This window comes from Flavobacterium sp. XS2P24, assembly GCF_030010285.1.
GTDB classification, from domain to species: Bacteria; Bacteroidota; Bacteroidia; order Flavobacteriales; family Flavobacteriaceae; genus Flavobacterium; species Flavobacterium algoritolerans.
The window spans coordinates 1-22153 of the sequence record NZ_JASCRU010000025.1 but is presented as its reverse complement, the minus strand read 5'-3'; the positions used below and the strand labels follow the sequence as shown (position 1 = coordinate 22153).

The 22153-nt window shown below is 36.6% G+C and carries 10 protein-coding genes and 1 pseudogene; 7 read left to right on the top strand and 4 right to left on the bottom strand.

Going from position 1 to position 22153, the window contains the following annotated elements:
• Positions 1 to 51 precede the first annotated feature (51 nt).
• The 7 genes from QLS31_RS13270 to QLS31_RS13240 all read left to right on the top strand — a co-directional run bounded on the left by QLS31_RS13270 (position 52) and on the right by QLS31_RS13240 (position 10864).
• The gene (locus QLS31_RS13270; RefSeq protein ID WP_282744256.1) at positions 52 to 2427 is read left to right on the top strand and encodes a glycoside hydrolase family 3 C-terminal domain-containing protein; all 2376 of its coding nucleotides are present in this window, start codon (positions 52 to 54) and stop codon (positions 2425 to 2427) included.
• Between the two features lie 29 nt (positions 2428 to 2456).
• Positions 2457 to 3317, top strand: coding sequence for a 3-hydroxyacyl-CoA dehydrogenase family protein (locus tag QLS31_RS13265; protein WP_282744255.1), 861 nt, complete (start codon positions 2457 to 2459; stop codon positions 3315 to 3317).
• 42 nt (positions 3318 to 3359) lie between these two features.
• The gene (locus QLS31_RS13260; protein WP_282744254.1) at positions 3360 to 4325 is read left to right on the top strand and encodes an aldolase/citrate lyase family protein; all 966 of its coding nucleotides are present in this window, start codon (positions 3360 to 3362) and stop codon (positions 4323 to 4325) included.
• Positions 4326 to 4383: 58 nt separating this feature from the next.
• Positions 4384 to 5916, top strand: a complete 1533-nt coding sequence (locus tag QLS31_RS13255) for a carboxylesterase family protein (protein ID WP_282744253.1) — start codon at positions 4384 to 4386, stop codon at positions 5914 to 5916.
• Positions 5917 to 6001: 85 nt separating this feature from the next.
• The gene (locus tag QLS31_RS13250; RefSeq protein ID WP_282733213.1) at positions 6002 to 6862 is read left to right on the top strand and encodes an alpha/beta hydrolase; all 861 of its coding nucleotides are present in this window, start codon (positions 6002 to 6004) and stop codon (positions 6860 to 6862) included.
• A 251-nt stretch (positions 6863 to 7113) separates the two neighbouring features.
• On the top strand, positions 7114 to 9756 hold the full coding sequence (locus tag QLS31_RS13245; RefSeq protein ID WP_282744252.1) for a TonB-dependent receptor: 2643 nt from the start codon (positions 7114 to 7116) through the stop codon (positions 9754 to 9756).
• A gap of 325 nt (positions 9757 to 10081) precedes the next feature.
• The gene (locus tag QLS31_RS13240) at positions 10082 to 10864 is read left to right on the top strand and encodes an alpha/beta hydrolase (RefSeq protein WP_282744251.1); all 783 of its coding nucleotides are present in this window, start codon (positions 10082 to 10084) and stop codon (positions 10862 to 10864) included.
• Positions 10865 to 11208: 344 nt separating this feature from the next.
• Here the strand turns inward: QLS31_RS13240 and QLS31_RS13235 are convergent, their stop codons facing one another.
• The 4 genes and pseudogenes from QLS31_RS13235 to QLS31_RS13220 all read right to left on the bottom strand — a co-directional run.
• Positions 11209 to 11940, bottom strand: coding sequence for a recombinase family protein (locus QLS31_RS13235; protein WP_282744250.1), 732 nt, complete (start codon positions 11938 to 11940; stop codon positions 11209 to 11211).
• 221 nt (positions 11941 to 12161) lie between these two features.
• Positions 12162 to 12425, bottom strand: a complete 264-nt coding sequence (locus QLS31_RS13230) for a hypothetical protein (RefSeq protein WP_282744249.1) — start codon at positions 12423 to 12425, stop codon at positions 12162 to 12164.
• Between the two features lie 573 nt (positions 12426 to 12998).
• Positions 12999 to 22061 (bottom strand): LamG-like jellyroll fold domain-containing protein, encoded by a 9063-nt coding sequence (locus QLS31_RS13225; protein WP_282744248.1) that lies wholly within the window; start codon positions 22059 to 22061, stop codon positions 12999 to 13001.
• Positions 22058 to 22153, bottom strand: a pseudogene (locus QLS31_RS13220) (IS1595 family transposase); the annotation flags it as partial. The pseudogene QLS31_RS13220 and the gene QLS31_RS13225, both read right to left, overlap by 4 nt.

The following is a 22153-nucleotide window of genomic DNA, read 5'->3' as shown; positions in this document are numbered from 1 at the left end:
TTCTAATTTTAGAATTGTAAATCTTTTTTTACCAAAATTTGACATCAAATTATGAAATCAAAATTTCTTTATATCGTACCAATAATACTTTTTATTATTTTTAGTTTTAAGAAAAATAATAATGAAAACAACGGATTAGATGGAAGTTTACCTCAATTGGGTAAAAATTCTATTGATGAAATACTTCAAGCCCTAACAATTGAAGAAAAAGTAAATCTGATTACAGGAATGGGAATGTTTATTTCGGGACTTCCTGAGGGTATGATTCCTGAAATGGATCCTAGTGATGCTGGTATTCCTGATAAAATTTTAGGATCGGCGGGACGTACTCATGCAATCCCTCGTTTAGGAATTCCTTCTATTACTTTGTCTGATGGTCCCGCTGGTGTACGAATTTCTCCTATTCGAGGGAATGATTCCACCCGAACATATTACGCAACGGCATTTCCGATCGGGACTTTAGTAGCCTCTACTTGGGATACTGATTTGGTTCAGGATATGGGTAAAGCCATTGGTAATGAAGCTAAAGAATACGGCGTTGATGTTTTGCTGGGACCAGCCATGAATATTCATCGTAATTCTTTGGCGGGACGTAATTTTGAATATTTTTCGGAAGACCCATTGGTGTCTGGAAGTATTGCCGCGGCTATAGTTAATGGTGTACAAAGCAATGGAATTGGTACTTCAATGAAACATTTTGCAGCAAACAACCACGAGTTTAATAGATTCAGAATGAACGTACATGTTAGCGAAAGAGCTTTGCGAGAAATTTATCTAAAAAACTTTCAAGTTGCCCTTCAAAAATCTGAACCTTGGACTATTATGTCGTCATACAATATGATTAATGGGGCTTATACATCACAAAATAGACCTCTATTACATACCTATTTAAGACAAGAATCCAAGTTCAAAGGATTGGTGATGTCCGATTGGTTTGCAGGAAAAAATGCCGTTGAACAAGTGGAAGCAGGCAATGATCTTTTAATGCCAGGAACAAAGGCTCAAAAAATTGCAATTATTGATGCCGTAAATACAGGCAAACTATCCATGAAGCAGTTAGATGAAAATGTAAAACGGGTATTAGAACTTGTTTTAAAATCACCTACTTTCAAAGGTTATAAATATTCTGAAACTCCGGATTTAAAGCAACACGCCCAAATTTCTCGTCAAGTAGCCAGTGAAGGCATGATTCTGTTAAAAAATGAAGGAGTTTTACCGATGACAACCGTAAAAAAAATAGCTCTATTTGGGAATAACAGTTATGAATTGATTGCAGGAGGAACTGGTAGTGGCGATGTAAATAAAAGCTATATGATTTCGTTGGATAAGGGATTAGAAAATGCTAATTATATCATTCATGCAAACTTGGCAGCAATTTACAAACACTATTATGAAGAGGGTAAAGCAAAATTGCCACCGCCTGCATCCCCTTTTCACCCAAAGACTGTTGTTCCAGAAATGAATATTAATGCTGCATTGGCTCAAAAAATGGCAGTCGAAAATGATATTGCAGTATTTACAATTGGGAAACATTCAGGAGAGTTTGTAGATAGAACTCTAGATAATGATTTTAATCTTACAAGTTCAGAGAAAGTAGCGTTTGAAACCGTTTCAAAAGCTTTTCAAGGGCAAGGTAAAAAAGTAGTTGTTATATTGAATATTGGAGGCGTGATTGAAACCGCCAGTTGGAATGATAAAGCGGATGCCATTTTGTTGGCTTGGCAGGGAGGTTTAGAAAGTGGTAATGCTATTGCTGATATATTGAAAGGGAATGTGAATCCTTCAGGAAAGTTGGCAACGACCTTTCCTATCGCATATAAAGACGAGTCTTCAAGTAATAATTATCCGGGTAAAGTTACTGAAGTGATATCTAATAAAATGTTATTAGCAGATACTGACGCTGCTGAAGTTACCTATGAAGAAGGTATTTATGTTGGCTATCGTTATTTCAATACTTTCAAAGTGAAGCCTTCCTACGCTTTTGGATACGGCTTATCTTATACCACATTTAGATATGATAATTTAACATTGAGTAGTACTACATTTAAGGATAAGCTCAAAGTTACGATTACGGTCACTAATAGTGGTAAAGTGGAAGGAAAAGAAATCGTACAACTATATTTATCAGCCCCAACTAATCAACTAAATAAGCCTGAAAGTGAATTAAAAGCTTTCGGAAAAACTAAACTCTTGCGGCCTAATGAATCTCAAACTTTAATTTTTAATATCTCGACTGCTGACTTAGCATCTTTCAGTCCTGCAAAATCTGCGTGGATAGCTGATGCAGGAAGATATACTATCAAAATTGGAAGCTCGTCATTAGATATTAAAAATAAAGCCTTTTTTACTTTGCAAAAATCACAACAGTTGTCGAAAACAGCTAAAATTTTATTGCCTCAAAAAGCTATCAAAGAACTTAGTAAGTAGTAATGCTGAATCAATCATAATTCAATAACATGGAAATAAGTAAAATTACCGTCATTGGAGCTGGCAATATGGGCCATCAGATCGCATTATGTGCGGCTTTGTCTGGATTTCAAGTAAAATGTACAGATACCAATCCTAATATTCTTGCAAAAGCAATTGTGTTTGCAGATAATTACCTGAAAGAAAGGGTAGCTAAAGGAAAATTAAGCGAAGAATCAGCCAGTCAAGCTAAAGCAAACCTTGAGTTTGTAACAACAATTGAAGAAGCAGTCGTAGAGGTTGATCTTGTAATTGAAGCTATTATTGAGAAATTGGAAGTAAAAAGAGAACTTTTTGCTCATTTAGATAAAATTTGTCCAGCTCGTACCATTTTAGCGACCAACAGCTCATACATCGTAAGTTCTAAAATTGCTGATGCAACCAATCGTCCGGAGAAAGTTTGCAATATGCATTTTTTTAATCCAGCCTTAGTGATGAAATTGGTTGAAGTAGTTCAAGGACCGCACGTTTCAGAGGAAACAGTTGGTTCAGTAATGAATGCTGCAAAAAAAATGAATAAAACACCTGTTTTGCTTCACAAAGAGATATACGGTTTTCTCGTCAACCGTCTCTTGCAAGCCACAAGACAGGAAGCCTTAAAACTACTGGATATGGGCGTTGCAAGTTTTGAAGATATTGACACAGCCGCCATGAACGGATTAGGTTACCCGATGGGACCATTCCAGTTATTAGACCTTACTGGTATAGATCTAGCCTATCATGTAGGAATGGAAAAATACGAAGAAAGTGGGGATCCCGCTGACAGACCTTCTCCCACTGTTGTTGAGAAATTTACAAAAGGAGAATGGGGAAAAAAAGTAGGCAAAGGGTTTTATGATTATGAGCAATAATAAAAATAATAGATTTAAGAAGTTTTAAAAATCAAATTTATCATGAGACATATTTTTTTACTTCTGTTATCTGTGTTTTTTTTATTTGGATTTGAATCACAATCAATTGGTTACAAGGATATCAAAGTCAAAAAAGATACTTCTGTAAAGATATTTGGTTCTACTAAATATACGAATGACAATTTTGTTAACAAAAAAGTATCGGATACAATTAAGAATAATAGTAGGAAAGAAAAATTAAAAGACCGACTTAGTAATGGGGAGGTTTTAAAGGGTGCAGTAATCAACATCGCTCATCCTACAATGGTAGAAGTAGTTTGTGAAGCTGGGGCTGATTTTCTTTTCTTGGATTTCGAACATGGTTTACGTGACTATAACGATATTGGACAGGCTATTATTGCAGCTGAACTTCATAAAGTTCCTACTCTTGTCCGACTTGGAGAGCGTTCCTTAAATATAACAGAACGAATACTAGACGCTGGTGCCAGTGGCTTTTTATTCCCTCATGTAGAAACAGCAGAAGAAGCTGCCGAATTGGTTTCGTGGTGTCGATATAAACCGTCAGGTGTTCGAGGTTCAGGTTTTGCAAGAGCTTCAATTAGTTATAATGGTAATGAATATGATCGCCGTCAACAAGCAAACAAAGATGTAGTTTGCATTATGATTGTCGAAAGCCTGAAAGGAAAAGAAAATTTATCAAAAATATTGGCAGTTGATGGTGTTACCGGTGTTGCTATTGGTCCAGGTGATATTTCGATGGAGCTTGGAGTGAGTAATTGGAAGGATCCGAAGGTAGTACAGGTATTAGATGAGATGGCCGGAATAGTTAAATCGTTTCCAAATCAATCTTTACTTCGCCTTGCGCTTACACCTGAAGAAGCCGTTAAAAATGTCAATTCGGGAGCTAACATGATTTTGCTCACACATGATGTACAACTCATAAAAGCAATGTATTCTGGGCTTTTCAAAGATATTAGTAACAAAATTAATCAGGCAACTAAAAATTAGACTTAACCATTTTATAATTTAAATCCGATATAAACATTCTTTTAAAAATAATAAGATTATGAAAAACTACCTCCTATCTTTCTTTTTATACTTTACTGTTTTTGTAAACGCTCAAAACCCAATTGTAGGAACTAGTAATGGTAAAATTCAAGGTATAACAAGTACAGACAAAACAGTTCGTATATTTAAAGGTATTCCTTTTGCTGCAGCACCAATTGATGATTTGCGATGGAAAGGGCCGCAACCTGTTCAAAATTGGAAAGGCATAAAACAATGCAAAACTTTTTCTGCAAGTCCAATGCAAAATAAACCGCAACCTTTTTATTGTTGGAGTGAGGAATTTATTGCTCAAGCTGAACCGATCAAGGAAGATTGTTTATATCTAAATGTGTGGACTACCGCAAAAGCTAAATCAAAAAAACAACCCGTTTTTGTATGGATTTATGGTGGTGGGTTAAAAAGTGGCTCGGCTAATTGTGCTATTTATGACGGCGAAGAAATGGCAAAAAAAGGTGTGATTTTTGTTAGTCTGAACTATCGAGTAGGTGTTTTTGGCTTTATGGCACACCCAGAGTTAAGCAAAGAGTCAGGTCATCAGGCTTCGGGTAACTATGGTTTTCTGGATCAAATTGCTGCATTAAAGTGGGTTCAAAAAAGCATTGCTGCCTTTGGAGGTGATCCTAATAATGTTACGATTGCGGGTCAATCTGCAGGAGCGTTTAGTGTAACCGCTTTGATTGCTTCGCCATTTGCAAAAGGTTTATTTCATAAAGCTATTGCTCAAAGTGGTGGTTTGTTTTCCAATATGCTTAATCAAAATTTAAGGAAATCCGAAGAGCAAGGTGTTGTTTTTATGAAAAAGGCAAACACAAAATCATTAGCTGAATTGCGTAAAAAATCAGCTGAGGAATTGCAAATACTAAGCAATGAACTAGAAGTAGGCAGATTTGGAACAACGATGGACGGCTATGTTTTACCTATTAATTTGTTAGAACATTTCAAGAAAGGTTTGCACAATCAAACCCCTATTTTGACAGGATGGGTAACCGGTGATGGAAGTTTTATGGGTGATTCTGATATGTCTGTTGAAGATTATAAAAAAGAAGCCCAAGCTAAATATGGAGATAAAGCCGATGCCTTTTTAAGTATTTTTCCTGCAGCGACAGCAGAGGAGGTTAAAACAGTTAAACAAAAATTGACATTATTAGGTTTTGCTGGTGAGCCTGCGCATTTATTGGCAAGTTTTAATGCTAAAGCAAGTTATCTCTATGAATTTGGTCATGTTGCACCAGATAAGCCAAGTTTTCCTAATTATGGAGCTTTTCACACTTCTGAGGTTCCGTATGTACTTCATAATTTGCATACTTGGAATCGTCCTTGGCAGCCATTAGACAAAGAATTAGAAAATATTTTTTCTTCTTATTGGGTCAATTTTGCAAAAACTGGAAATCCAAATGGAGGCAATTTACCGGAATGGAAAAGCTATGACAAACAATCAGGTATTATAATGGTAGTGGCTGATAAAATGGAATCTAAGTCAGGATTTTTGAAAAAAGAATTTGATTTTTTAGAAAAGAATGAATCAAATTAGACAGACAAATTGCTCTTGAGCCACTTTTCCAATTAAAATAAATTAATCCAAAATAACTTCATTTACTTTTAAAACAATATTAATTATGTATTCAAAATTAGTAACCGCTTTCATTTTTCTGTTTTTTATGTCAAATGTACAGGCGCAGCAAAAAAATTTAATAAGAGCTTTTCAACCCGCTAATGTGGTGAATAAAGTACCTTATGGGAACAATCCTAAAGCAGGGCATTATGTACAGGCAAATGATGCTAAAATTTATTATGAAGTCTATGGTAAAGGTCAACCGATAGTATTGTTACATGGAGGATTGTTTGGCTCAACTGTTGAGTTTTCAGATTTTATAAATCGCTTTAAGAAAAGTTATCAAGTAATCGCAATTTCTACCCGTGGTCACGGTAAATCTGAATTAGGTACTGAGCCACTTACCCTTGAACAACGCGCTACCGATGCTATGACGGTTATCAATGCAGTAACTAAAGACAGTGTTATTGTAGTTGGCTTTAGTGATGGTGGTTATTCGGCTTATAAATTAGGTTCAATGTATCCACAACGAGTAAAAAAGATGATTGTGATGGGAGCAGGGGAAATTAGTCCAGGATTAAGAGAATTTAAATTTACAGCACACCAAGCACAAGAAATGGATAAACCTTTTTGGGAACAGCAATTGAAATTAATGCCAGAACCTAATAGAATAGAGGATTTATTTACACAAGTGGCAAATTGTTATAATAATGTTACGGTGAGCAAAGAGGTATTGAGTGCAATAAAATGTCCTGTTTTAGTAATGGCGGGCGATAGAGATGGAGGTAATCCTGTTGAACGTGTAGTAAGTGCTGCAAGATTTATCCCAAAATCTCAAATTGCAATTATTCCTAATGCTGGGCACGGTTGTTTCTTGGAAAATTTTGATGCAACATGGGCATGTATTGTTCCATTTTTAAAATAGTAATCCGTTAAATATTAAGGGGAAACTAATTTTATGGAGTACCCTTAATTTATTTCAAAAGGTGAAGTAAAAGTACCAATCAATCATTTTAAAACCTACCCCTAGATTCTCTGGGGACATATAACCTTTCGGATTTATTCGAATAGGTGCTAAACTTATGCCTTTTTTTTGCAGTATCAGCTAGAAAATTGACTAAAGAAAATTTGTGAACCATAATTAAAAACCAAATATTAACTAAATTAAAAAACAAAATGAAAAAATTATCATTTAATGATAAGCTAGGCACTTTCTGGTTGCTATGTTTATTTATACTTTCAAGTGCAGCTTTTGCACAAAATACGGGAAGTATTTCGGGCTTCGTAAAAGATAAAAACGGCACACCACTTTTAGAAGTTACTGTTAAACTATCCTCGGCTAATGGAACTGATCGAAGTACTAAAGTCGATTCTTTGTCTTACTATAATTTTAAAAATTTACCAAACGGTAAATACAAACTTCTTTTTACGTTAATGGGACATTTATCTTCAACTTCCCAAGTTACTGTAGAGAATAATGATGTCGTATTTAATGGACAATTGGTCGAAGATCCTATGCAATTAGATGCTGTAGTAGTTACAGGAGGTAGCCCAAAGAAAAAAATTGAATCAAGTGTTGCTATTACTACAATGACAGCAAAAGACATTCAACAAAGATCTCCACTCAATAATATCGATTTATTGAAAGCAATTCCAGGTCTTACTGTAGAAAGTAGCGGTGGAGATGGTCCCGGAAATGTATGGGTTCGTGGATTTCCACAAGGAGGAGGTTATATCTATTTAGGGATTTTAGAAGATGGACTTCCTGTTTTACCTACTGGTTATAGTACAATTCCTTCGGCTGATCAATACTATAAATCAGATCTTACCACTAAAAATGTTGAAGCCATCCGTGGTGGTAATGCATCGATAGTTTTAGCAAACACTCCTGGTGCTGTCATAAATAATATTAGCTACGTTGGGGCAGCTAAAAGCTACGGGGAATTTAAAGTAACATCGGGTCTTTCTCAAGGATTATACAGAGTAGACGGAAATACAGGGGGATCTTTTGGCGATAATATAAAATATAATATTGGGGGATTTTATCGCACCGATAAAGGAATTGTATCTCCTCCTTATTCAGCAGGACAAGGTGGACAATTAAAAGCGAATATAACCTATCATTTCAAAAACAATAAAGGATACTTTCGTCTTTTAGGAAAATATATTGATGACAAAGTGTACTGGCGTTTACCTAGTTATTATTCCTATGATGGTTCAGGTAAACCAAAAGCGTTACCAAACTATGATATTTTCACACAATCTATGGAAATGGTTGATTCAAAATGGGATTATACCAATAGCTCTGGAAAAACTACTAGTTATGATCTTTCAGATATTTTACACACCAAACTGGGTGCAGTAGGATTTCAATTTAATTACAAAACTGACAATGACTGGCAGATAACAAATAATTTTCGTTATCAAACCAACAATACTAGTTTTAACTCAACCCTACCATTAGGAACACAGCAATATGCACCAGGAGTAGATTATACGTATTTAGACGGAAGTCCTGCTGTATATTCTGCAACCGATTATAATGTGTTTGCAGTAGCACTATTGCAGAAGAACAAAGACACACAAATTATGAATTTTCTTGATTTTAAAAAGAAAGTAAACAAACATAGTCTTGGTATGGGGCTATCGCTACACCAATTTAATGTAGATAACCAACCTAATGATGCTTTCGTATACTTCCAAGAATTGAAAGAAAATCCCCGTCGTTTACTTATTCCAGCGTTCGGAATTGGAGGTAATGGTATGCTACCCGCTTCTAGTTCTCTAGCAATAGCTAAAACACGCATTTTATCCAGTTATATAAATGATGAAATTGCATTAAGTGAAAAATACAGACTTGATTTAGGTTTTCGTCTAGATAATCAAAGTATTGATGGAAAAAGACCTTATTATGGTGTAAATGCAGATGGAACGCCAAATTTTCAGGCTCCGGCTTCTATGGACATCGCTGGTGCATTGGATTATTCCGTTTCTGAAACCAATTGGGCATTTTCTGCGGGACTTAATAATAAAATAAGTGAAAATGCGGCTATGTTTGCAAGACTTACACGAGCATACAATACGCCTACATTTAATGATTACGGTGCGACAACTTATGATGAATCATCTATCAAGAAACGTCCTGTATATTTAGCAGAGTTAGGGTATAAATATGCTAACAATGGATGGTCTTTGTTTAGTTCAGTTAGTTATTCTGCTATCAATAATGTGTCTTTAAGTATCAACGTACCTACTAGTGTTGGATTACAAGCGTTGTTAGCTTTTGGTTCTACCAGAACGATAAGTGCAGAATATGAAGTAGCTTATAAAGTGTCCAATAACTTAGGTCTAAGACTTACAGGAACGTTACAAGACGCAAAATATACTGATTATGAAGCATCGACTAATACGAATCCTGTAGTATTAGCAGAAATGGGAGATAAAACCTATAGTTTTACTGGAAATAGAGCAGAAAGAGTTCCTGTTTTAAGTACTGAACTATCTGCAAATTATGATTACAAAAAATTCAATACCAATTGGGGTATTATCTATACAGGAAGTCGTTATACTTCTCCATCTAATAGCTATGAATTACCAGGATATATAACTATGAGAGCAAGCGCTGGGTACAAAATAACAAAGGCACTTGAGGCTAAATTTTGGGTAGATAATTTAACAAATACTAGAGCTCTTACCGAAGGAGATACTAGAGGGGATCAGTTTAGAGATTTTTCAACGGTAGCACCAGGAAGTCTTATGATTGGTAGAACTATTTTACCTCGCAGTTTTTGGGCTTCAATATCTTACAGTTTTAAATAAAAACACTTTAAATTAATATTATTAATCTAGTGGTGAGTTAACTATAATTTGAGAAGTGTATAATAATTGTTAGAAAAGGTTTGTTACAGAGTTTAAAAGAGGTTGCCTTTAATTAGGTGACCTCTTTTTTAATTCCTTTATTTATCATTTTTTTTTTATCTGTATGATTATGATGTTGATTATCAAATTATTAATAGATTTTATTTAGAGTTCCTACTTGTTTTATTCAATTTATTATTCTGAAAAAGGACAAAAAACGGAGATAAAATAAAAGGCAATCGTACTTTTAACAACATAAAATATTAACCCCTAATTGTAATTTTTTATGAAAGAACATACAATAGCTAAAATCATCCAAGTAGACTACAAAAATATTTATGTAGAATATTACCATACTTTTGATGGGTGTCCAACCATTATTTTTTTGCATGATTCTTTGGGCTGTGTTACCTTATGGAGAGATTTTCCGAAAAAACTGTCAGAAGCTACAAAGTGCAATATGTTGGTATATGACCGGTTAGGGTATGGGAAATCCGATCCGATGCCAACTCATAAACGACCTGTAAATTACCTTGAACTAGAAGCTAATTTCTTAGACAAATTATTGATTCAACTCGACGTGAAAGACGCTATCCTTTTTGGGCATAGTGACGGTGGTTCCATTGCATTGATTACAGCTGCGAAGTATCCAGACAGAATTAAGGCTATAATCTGCGAAGCGGCACATATTTTTGTGGAAGAAGTGACGCTTAGAGGAATTTACGAGGCAATGGATAGCTACAAAAAAACAAATTTAGCTGAACGTCTGGCAAAATATCATGGAGATAAAGTAGAATGTATCTTTAAGGCTTGGACCGAGACTTGGACAAGCGCTGATTATAAAGTCTGGAACATAGAATACTTATTGAAAGAAATCACATGTCCTTTGCTTTTTATCCAAGGCGAAGCAGATGAGTACGGGACATTGGATCAAGTTAACAGAACCATTAATCGTGTACGCGGAAAAACTGAAAAACTTGTCATTCCAGACATAGGACATTCCCCTCACAAAGAAGCTTCAGAACAGACTTTTAATGCTACAAAGGATTTTATAACGAAAGTGAAATAGTTGCTATAGCTTGTTTTTTATCAATTGAGAAGTTAAAGTCGGTATTTTTGAAATACAATTCCAATAAAAAAATCTAACATGTGAAGTGACCCCAAATAGAGTCTAAATTTTGGGGGAAGTTCAAATGGTGCTTGGGATTTTCTTTATAGTAAAAAAACAAATGAACCACAAATCCATACAAAATGAATTATTATTATTATTATTGGCTTACTAACATTTTTTAATTCGGATTGGATATATCGAGTTAAATTTGACACCAAAACCCACTGTTTTTTTAGTACGATACTTTTCTAAGGTTTTCAGGGCCAAATTTTGCGCCAAAATCAAGGGATCAATAAGAGATTTTAGTTATTGATGAATTCGCTGCATCTTTTATTTAAACGTTGAACTTGGATTGGATTGAAGATCTTTCCATTTCTGGTAGTATAATGTAGTCGATTCAATTTATCAGCTATTTGCTGGAATGTCATACCCTTGATTCGGGCATCACAAATAATATCCATAGCCTGAAGATTTTCTTTATTGTTTAAAGCGTTAACTTTGATTTTCTCAACACCAAGTTTTTGAAAATCACCAAAGCCTTGAGGATTACCTAGTCTAATTATTCCGTTAATCGGTTGCATTTCAGAACCATCTTTATTGGTAATAATTCCTTTATTAATTTTTTCCTTTTTAACTTGTAGAGCTTCTTTTATACGCTTGCTAATCATTTCAGCTTCATTTTCAGCGATTACAGCCAACAATTGAATAGTTAATTTATTCGCATTAGGATTATCACAGCATATGAATTCTATTCCAGCATTGAATAACGCTGAAGTGAATTGGACGTCACGTGAGAGTCTGTCGAGCTTTCCGACAATAAGAATAGCCTTCTCTTTTTGGGCCAATTCGATTGCCTTATAAATTTCAATTCGTTTCTTTTTTCTGGTACCAGTTTCGATTTCAGTAAATTCAGCAATCATTTTACCTTTGTCACCAATATAATTAGTAACAGAATATTTCTGAGCTTGTAGACCAAGACCCGACAAACCTTGTTTTGCTGTTGAAACCCTAAAGTAAGATATGAATTTTTTCATCGTTAGTTGCTAGCGATTTTAAAGATATATAAAAATATAACAAATCGCAAACATTAGTTTGCAATTTGTTATAATAGTCAAAATTGATTAAAAATGTTATTGAAGTGAAACTTTTTAAATTTCAGACATTGACTACGTTTATTAATTATTGGTTCTCATAATAATGAAAAGTATAAGCAGTTACAATATTATTGGAAGTGAAACTTTTTGTTGTTGATCTCTTAAAAGTCATCATCATCATTATGTATGTTTCCATCCGGAAATATCCAATCACCGCCCATTATATAAACGGCACAATCACAGTTTAAACTATATCTATCTTCGTAAAAAGCTAAAAATACATCATCACAATCTTTGTCCTTCCATAATTTCCCTTTATAATTTATGGGAAACATACCATTATCAATTTTCTGTTCTTTTTTTTCATAAGTGTTATTTAATATTTTAGGACACTCAGCTATAATTGCCAAGCGCATAACACTCATATCAAATAAAGTCTATTTGTTTAGTTTTTTCATAATTAGTTTTTTAAATCTGATAATTTAGGATTTTTAGAGCAGGAAATATCAACTTGTACTCCCCGCTAAAAAGCAACAAACTTTGACCGAAATGTCAAAGGTTGTTTTTTGAAGTTAAAACGAAGCTGAATGATATACGTCAATTCTAAATTTTTGATATTCGTTCAAAATAGTATCTTTCACCACGATTAAAATAATAATGAACATTATTTTATTCTACTGAAACCTGAACTCTAATAAATATTGACAATGTTCCTTTAGTATATTAATGAACATTTTTAATTTAAAACAAATAAAATTGGGATAATTGATTACGGGCAATTATCCTAATTAAAAATAAACAGTCTTGGATATTGTTATTTGATCAAATTACGGGTCATGTATTTTGCACAGATATTATCTTCAACTTGATTATTTTTGATGTAGTAAAAGGATAAAAGATGAGATAAAAAATGTCGTTTTTAATAATATGAAAAAAAGGTATCGAGAAAAAAATTTCTAAAGGAAGCTGTTTTCTCGACACCTTTTTTATTTACTAGATTACTTTTTCAAAACTAATTTCTTTGTTTCGACAATTTTACCAATTATTAAGTTTAAAAAATAGGTGCCCTCAGGTAAAGCATGATTAAGTTCAATGGTTTCTTTAATGCATCCGTCAATTTTAAAAATTTTCTTAGAATAAATAATTTGTCCAAGAACATTTGCAACCTGTAATTTTGCTTCCTCAACAACATCGTTTTTACAAACTTCTACTGTAAACGAACCAGTTGTTGGATTTGGATACAATAAAAAAGTGTCATTATTTTCTATATCAGAAGTATTCATGTTTTTTGCTACACTAATAGTATTACTACAAGTACCCAGATAATCCCCATGAGCAAGATGCATTTTTACATCATTTGTTTTTACGCAAAAGGCTGAATAAGAATTGGTAACAGCATTATAATGACATACATACACACTGTTTTTGGCACAAGTAATATCAACCGCTTTTACATCAACATTATCAGTAGTAGAACAACCTCTGGCATCTGTAACCTTTAAAGTGTAGGTGGCTGTTACTGTCGGACAGACATTAATGCTGGCAGTTTTAGCACCCGTACTCCATAAGTATTTATAAGGGGGTAAACCTCCAGATGCCGAACCACTTAGAGTAGCACATTTATTTTGTGTATAACCAATATAGACAGTTGTGTCCAATCCTGCATTTGCAATCGGACCATTGACCTGAATACTGCTTATAGCAGAGTCACTACAACCATTTCCATCGGTATAGGTATAGGTGATAAGATGAGTACCCACTCCTGCAACCGAAGAATTAAAACTACCTAAACTGACTCCGTTCCCAGAATAGATGCCGCCAGATGGTAATCCTCCCGTAAGACCAAAAGAAGTAGTATTAATACATACTGGACTGAATGTCCCTAAAGTAACAATCAGTAAAGGATTGACTGTTATTGTTACTGAATTAGATTTTAAACAACCTGTAGCCGTCACTGTTTCTGTCAATGTATAAGTGGTCGTTGCAGTTGGACTAACCAGCGGGTTTGCAGAAGTAGAAGTAAATCCAGCTGGACTGGAAACCCAGCTATACGTGTTTCCTATCAGAGCTGTTGCGCCTAAAGCTATACTAGCACCTGAACATATTGAAGAGGATGTACCCACATTGGCTAAAGGCAAAGGATTTACCGTAATAGTTACAGCATTCGATTTTGAACAACCCGCAGCTGTTTCTGTCAATGTATAGATCGTAGTAACCGTTGGGCTAACGTTTGGATTAGCCATAGTAGAAGTAAAGCCTGCTGGATTAGAAACCCAGCTATAAGTATTACCTATCACTGCTGCTGCACCAATCATCACATTGGCTCCTGAACAAATTGTTGAGGGAGCCCCGGCACTGGCTATAGGTATTTGGTTAACCGTTATCGTGCCAGTGGCAATTCTATTACAACCATTTATGTCAGTATAAGAATAAAAAATCAAGTGAGTACCCACTCCGGCTACTAGAGGATAAAACATCCCGAAACTTACTCCTGGACCAGAATAGAACCCTCCTAACGGCGAGCCTCCAAACAGAACAAAAGGATTTGAATTCAAGCACACCGATAAATATAATCCGTAAGTAACAACTGGTAAAGGATTAACGGTAATGGTTATGGAGTTAGATTTTGTGCAAGCCGTAGTAGTTACCGTCTCGGTTAAAGTATATGTGGTGGTAACTGTTGGGCTAACGGTCGGATTTGCCACAGTAGATATAAAGCCAACAGGATTAGAAACCCAGTTATACGTATTTCCCGCTACTGCTGCAGTTCCTAAAGAAACATTACTTCCAGCACAAATTGCTGCTGAAGAACCGGCATTGGCCATTGGTAAAATACAGGGTTCTGGCATAGGAATACAGACAAAACTGTTTTTGGCAATATTTGTACCATCGCCTAATTGACCATAATCATTATTACCCGTTGCACAAAAATCTAATCCAGCAGATTGTATCCCAACAGAGTATATTGCCCCAGTCGATATGGATTTCCAGCTGGTTGAATTGCCGATTTGTATTGGAATATTTTTATCGATAGTAGTTCCATCACCTAATTGACCATAAACATTAAATCCCCAAGCCCAAAGCGTGCCATCGGACTGAATTCCAATCGTATGAGCATAACCAGCGTCAATGCTCTGCCAATTAGTTGCTACTCCTATTTGTATTGGTATATTTCTATCAATATTAGTCCCATCTCCTAAATTTCCATTACCTCCCCATCCCCAAGCCCATAAAGTTCCATCTGATCTTATACCTTGAGTACTATAATAGCCTGATTCTATACTTTTCCAGTTGGTATTTGTACCTATTTGTATGGGTATTAATTTATCAATATTTGTACCATCGCCTAATTGACCATAAACATTAAATCCCCAAGCCCAGAGTGTTCCGTCGGATTTAATTGCTAGTGTATGATAAGCTCCTGCTGCTATGCTTTTCCAATTGGTATCCGTACCTATTTGCAAAGGTATATTAACTCTAATATTGGTCCCATTACCTAATTGACCATTTCCATTTCCCCCCCAAGTCCAAAGTGTGCCATCAGTTTTTATCGCAACTGTATGGTCAAACCCCGCAACAACACTTTGCCAGTTGCTGGAAATACCGATTTGCATAGGTGTATTTCTATTAGTATTTGTTCCATCTCCTAATGTACCGGGAGAATTATATCCCCAAGTCCAAAGTGTATTGTCAGATTTTATTGCCATTGTATGATAAGCACCGGTTGCTATGCTTTTCCAATTTTTAGCTGTTCCTATTTGTAACGGCTTATTTCTGTTAGCATAGGTTCCATCCCCTAACTGTCCCATAGCGTTATTTCCCCATGCCCAAATCGTTCCTTCTGATTTTATACCAACCGTGTGCTCACTTCCACTCGAAATATTTACCCAATGAATTTGTGGATTTATATTTTCTAAAACGGTTACAGCAAAACTACAGCTGATCGTATTACAGTTATTATCTGTTGCCGTTGCAATTACGGTTGTTATGCCTATAGGAAATGCTGTTCCAGGGTTTTTACTGTAGGTAATGGATGAAATACCCGAGTCATCTGTAGCCGTAGCTGCAAAATTTACTATGGCTGTAGTTGCCGGAGCATCAATAGTTACAGAAAGAGCTGCCGGACAAGTCATAACAGGCGGTGTGTGTTCAAAGCTAGGACTGATGCCATCCACAGTACCATTAGTCCAGTTAGAAGTTGAGCCCGTTAACGCAAAATTATTTAAGGTCCCGTTCAAATTATTACCGCTCGAATCCAATAAACTACTCAGTCCTGCATTGCTGCAAGCACTAAATCCCTGATTAAATTTATAATAGGCTATTAATCCTGATTGCGGCAAAATCAATTCGCCCGTCATATTATTTACTATTTCTGCGAGGCACAAGGCTCTGTTCCATAAACGAACCTCATCTATTTTTCCGTTAAAAAATTCTGCACCACCTCCAAATGCACCAATAATAACAGGAGAAGTTCCTGCAATACTAATTGCTCCTATTTTATTTTCAGAACCAATTAGCATATTATTGCGATAGATTTTTTTGGTTATTCCATCAAAAGTTGCTGCGATGTGCACCCATTGATTTTCGTAATCAGAATAACTTATCGGCACATCTAATTCGGTATAAACCCCCGCAATTTGCAAACCAAAGGATAAGATAGTACCATATTCTTGAAAGCTTAAAAGATGTCTTGCATCTTCGTCATCTTTCCTATAAATTTCATAATGACGGATGGATCGAATCGTATTTGGGTTTACCCAAGCTTCTATGGTTATTTGAGAAGAGGGTTTTAATAAATGATTATGTGAAATGCTCACATAATCATTTATGCCATCAAAACTCAAAGCTCCCGCGACTTCCCCATTTACCGTTACTTTAAAACTACAAGTTTTGGTAACATCGGCTGTCAAGGTATACGTAACCGTGGTTTCGCCTTTGTTAAAGGTTAATCCACTGGCACTGCCTGAACCTGAACCTGAACCTGAAGTAACGCCGCTTAAGGAATAACTGTATGCCGAATCAGTAGGAGTTGCAATCGGATCAATATCAGATACTATTGCAGTGCAAAACCCAGTATCGGTATTTGTAATTTTATCTGTTGGACAACTAATTGTGTATGGTTCATTAATAGGAATACAGATGAAACTGTTTTTGTCGATAAAAGTTCCGTCTCCTAATTCACCTTCTCCATTATATCCAGTAGCGCAAAACTGCAGACCACCGGTTTTAACACCTGTGGTACAGTTGTCTCCTGCTGATAAGCTCTGCCAGTTGGTATCAATACCTATTTGTAAAGGGATGTTTTTATTTATATTGGTTCCATCTCCCAACTGTCCATCAAAATTTCCTCCCCAAGACCAAAGCGTGCCATCGGTTTTTATGCTGACAGTATGCAAATACCCAGCTGAAATAGCCTTCCAGTTGGAAGCTGTCCCTATTTGTATTGGAGTATTTTTATTAATATTGGTTCCATCACCTAATTGACCGTAAATATTATATCCCCAAGTCCATAGCGTGCCATCAGTTTTTATACCGACAGTGTGCAAATATCCTGTTGAAATAACCTTCCAGTTGTTAGCTGTACCTATTTGTATGGGGGTATTTTTATTGATATTGGTTCCATCTCCTAATTGACCTTGACTATTTTTTCCCCATGCCCAAATCGTACCATCAGTTTTTATTGCCACAGTATGAAATTGTCCTGCCACAACACTCATCCAGTCGGTGGCAGTACTTATTTGTACTGGGATGTTTTTACCTATATTGGTTCCATCTCCCAATTGTCCATCAAAATTTCCTCCCCAAGCCCAGAGCGTTCCATCGGTTTTTATCCCAACAGTATGAACTTCTCCTGCCGACGCGCTTTGCCAATTGGTAGCATCTCCAATTTGAATAGGAGAATTTTTATCTATATTGGTTCCATCCCCTAATTGACCACCTCCATTTTGCCCCCAAGCCCAGAAAGTGCCATCAGTTTTTATTGCACCACTATGAAATCTCCCAGTTAAAATACTTTTCCAGTTGGTATCAGTACCTATTTTTAAAGGAGAATTTTTATCAATATTACTTCCATCTCCTAATTGACCGTTAATATTATATCCCCATGCCCAAATCGTACCATCGGTTTTTATACCAATATTATGAAACCCGACTGTTGCAATACTTTTCCAATGAAGTTGTGGATTTTCGTTTTCTAAAACCGTTACAATAAAACTACAGGTTTTAGGGACATCTGATGTCAACGTATATGTAACCGTGGTTACTCCTTTATTAAAAGTTAATCCACTTGCCGTGCCACTGCCTGTTGCTACTGTATCTCCGCTCAATGTATAAGTATAAGCTGCATTATTGGGTATTAGAATCGGATCAATATTGTCTATTATCGCAGTATTATTTCCAAAATCTATATTTACTGTTTTATCTACCGGGCAAGTAATAGCATAAGGGTCAGTAATGGGAATACACAAAAAGGTATTTCTATAAATGTTGGTTCCATCTCCCAATTGACCAGAATTGTTAGATCCTGTTGCACAAAACTCCATACCTCCAGATTTTAATCCAATTGTATGCTTTCCTCCTGCCACTATGCTGTGCCAGTTGGTCTCAGTGCCTATAAGAATTGGAGTATTTTTTTCTGTATTTGTTCCGTCACCTAATTGGCCCTCACCATTAAATCCCCATGCCCAAAGCGTACCATTGGTTTTTTTGGCAATTGAGTGATTGCCACCTGCTCCAGCTATTTGCCACCTAACCTCTGTGCCTATTTGTCCTGGACTATTTCTATCTGTAAAAGTTCCATCACCTAACCTTCCATTAACATTTTGTCCCCAGGTCCAAAGCGTTGCATTAGATTTAATTGCAATTGTATGATAGGCTCCAGCTGATATACTCTTCCAATTGATTTCAGTACCAATTTGAACAGGAATATTTCTACGAAAATTGGTGCCATCACCAATTTGGCCATATGTATTATCTCCCCAAGCCCAAAGAGTGCCATCAGTTTTTATGGCAACGGTGTAAAAAGCCCCTCCAGCAATACTTTTCCAATTTGTATCTGTACCAATTTGGGTCGGGATAGTGATATCTGCGTTAGCTCCATTTCCTAACTGACCATAAGCGTTATATCCCCAAGCCCAAAGAGTTCCATCGTTTTTTATGGCAATAGTATGGTAAACACCCGTTGATATGCTTTGCCAATTAGTATCCGTGGTTATTAATATGGGACTGCTTTTATCAATAGTAGTTCCATCTCCTAATTGACCTCCACCATTTTGTCCCCAAGCCCAAAGTGTACCATCTGTTTTTAAAGCAACCGCATGTGTACCACCTGCCGCAATAGTTTTCCAATTAGTGTCAGTTCCTACTTGTCCATCTTGATTATATCCCCAAGCCCAAAGAGTACCGTCAGATTTTATACCATATGAAGAATCTCCGCCAGCTGCAATGTTAGTCCAATGAAGTTGCGGATTAACATTTTCTAAAACGGTCAAAGTAAAACTACAGGAGACCGATGTCGTCGCGCCATCTGTAGCTGTCCAAGTTATTGTAGTTATTCCACTTTCAAATACTGCACCCGCGAGTGTTGTTCCAGTACCTGTTGTAACGCCAGTTAATGTATAAGTGAGTGATGTTCCTTCACAATTATCTGTTGCTGTCGCATCGAACTCGGTGCCTACTGCCGTGTATGCATTTCCTCCTTCATCTGTATCACGGTCTATGTTCAATACTGCGGGACATGTTATTACTGGCTGCTGGTCGTCAACGACTGTTACAGTTTGGGTGCAGGTTGATGAATTATTACTTTCATCTGTTGCAGTCCAAGTCACTATCGTGTTTCCTATTGGATATTCTGCAGGAGCGTCATTGGTAACACTAAGATTCTCTCCATCAACTTTTCCTATAACCCAATTAGAAGTTGAACCATTCAGAGTAAAACCATTCAGTATCCCATTAAATACATTACCCGAAGCATCAATTGCCGCGTCAACTGCTGGCCCGGGTGAAGCAGAATTATTTCCTCCGGCTGTACCTTGATTAAAATGATACAAAGCGACCAAGCCGGCTTGTGCACTAAGCTCACGATTCATATTAGCCTGTATTTGAGCTTGTGTACGCTCTATATCCCATATTCTTGCCTCATCAATTACACCACCATTTGTTAATCTCGTTGCAGCATCATCACCCCTTGCACCAATTTTAAGCGATTGAGAACCCGGTGTTGAGGAAAATCCGGTTATACCAGTGATTTGTCCATCAAGAATGCCATTTACATACAGTTTTAAAACGCCTGTATTTCTGTTAAACGTGGCCGCAAGGTGGTACCAGACATTCGGTAAAATGGTTGTGGAGCCAGCGAGTTCAGAACCCTGAAAACTATTATTTAAAACCATAGTAAAAGCTTTGTTGGCACTTGTAATTCGTAACAAATAACCAAAAGTATTTGTTTGATTAGCATATTTTTCTATCAAACTTTCTTGGATGCCACTGGATGTTCTTTTTACCCAGGTTTCAATGGTCAATTGATCGACAGGGTTAAGTAAAACGTTATTTGGCACATCAACATACCCACCATCAAAATTTAATGCATTCCCAATAGTACTACAATTATCGCGAACTGTCGGGTTTATGAGTGAAGCTGTTCCTGTGCATAATCCTAGTTTCGTATTGATGGTGACATCGGCTGTGCAAAAAATAGTTGGTTTTTCAGTATCCATAATCGTTACCGTAAAGTTGCAAGTAGTATCACTTCCGCACCCATTGCTTGCAGTAAGAGAGACATTCGTTGGTCCTCTATTAAATGTGGAGCCGCTGCCTGTACCGTTGCCGTTGCCTGTTGTTGCTCCACTGAAAGAATAAGTATTTGTAGGGTCTGGCGTACCGATTGCAGTAGCGGTATAAGATACTGCTGCTCCACAGGTTCCGGTTTCTGTATTGGCCTTTATATTTGACGGACATACTGAAAATGTAGGTGCTGGACAAGGGGTGTATAACTCACAACTGCTAATAATACCGCCTGCTCCCGACCCATTTGCCACCAGCACTTTGCCATTGGTCAAGAGTGATGCGGTATGAAAGCTCCGAATCTCTGCCATAGAAGCGGTTGTGCTCCATATACCAGTAACTGTATCATATAATTCACAACTACTAGTAAAACCGCCTGTCACCAGTACTCTGCCATTAGGAAAAAATGTGGAAGTATGTCCGTAACGACTCCGTGCCATTGAAGCGGTCATACTCCAGCTATTGGTTTGCGGATCATATAATTCACAACTGGCTAAAAGACTACTTCCGCTGTTTCCGCCTGTCACTAGCACCATGCCATTGGACAAAAGTGTTGCGGTTTGAGAGTGACGACTGTCCGCCATTGAAACGGCTTCACTCCAGTTATTGGCTACCGGATCGTATAACTCACAACTGCTTAAACTATTCCCGTTATACCCGCCAGTCACAAGCACCCTGCCATTAGGCAAAAGTGTGGTAGTATGATATTGACAACTGTTCGCCATTGAAGCGGCTATACTCCAAGTATTTGTCACCGGATCGTATAACTCACAACTGCTTAAATAACCACTTAAATTGTGACCTCCTGTCACTAGCACTTTGCCATTGGACAAAAGTGTGGCAGTATGATATCGACGACTGTCAGCCATTGACAAGGCTATACTCCAGCTATTGGTTAGCGGATCGTATATCTCACAACTGCTTAAATAACTAAATCCTCTATATCCACCTGTCACCAGCACTTTGCCGTTGGACAAAAGTGTCGCAGTATGATTTTGACGACTTCCCGTCATTGAAGCAACTATACTCCAAGTATTTGTCACCGGATCGTATAACTCACTACTGGTTAACTCGCTGCTTCCGTTAGATCCGCCTGTCACCAGCACTTTGCCATTGGACAAAAGTGTCGCAGTATAAGCGTAACGACTACCCGCCATCGAAGCGGCTGGACTCCAAGTTTGGGCACTTGAAGTAATTGTTCCTATTAAGCACAGTATAATTGCAAATAATATTGAATTATATTTTAGTAATAATTTTTTTGATTGTCCGTTTTTAATCATAATCCTGTAATACTTGCTATTACTAGCCTATCGAATAATTTTTCCTCAAAATACCGTCTGTTAAGCTTGTAAACGAACTCGTTTAGGTATAA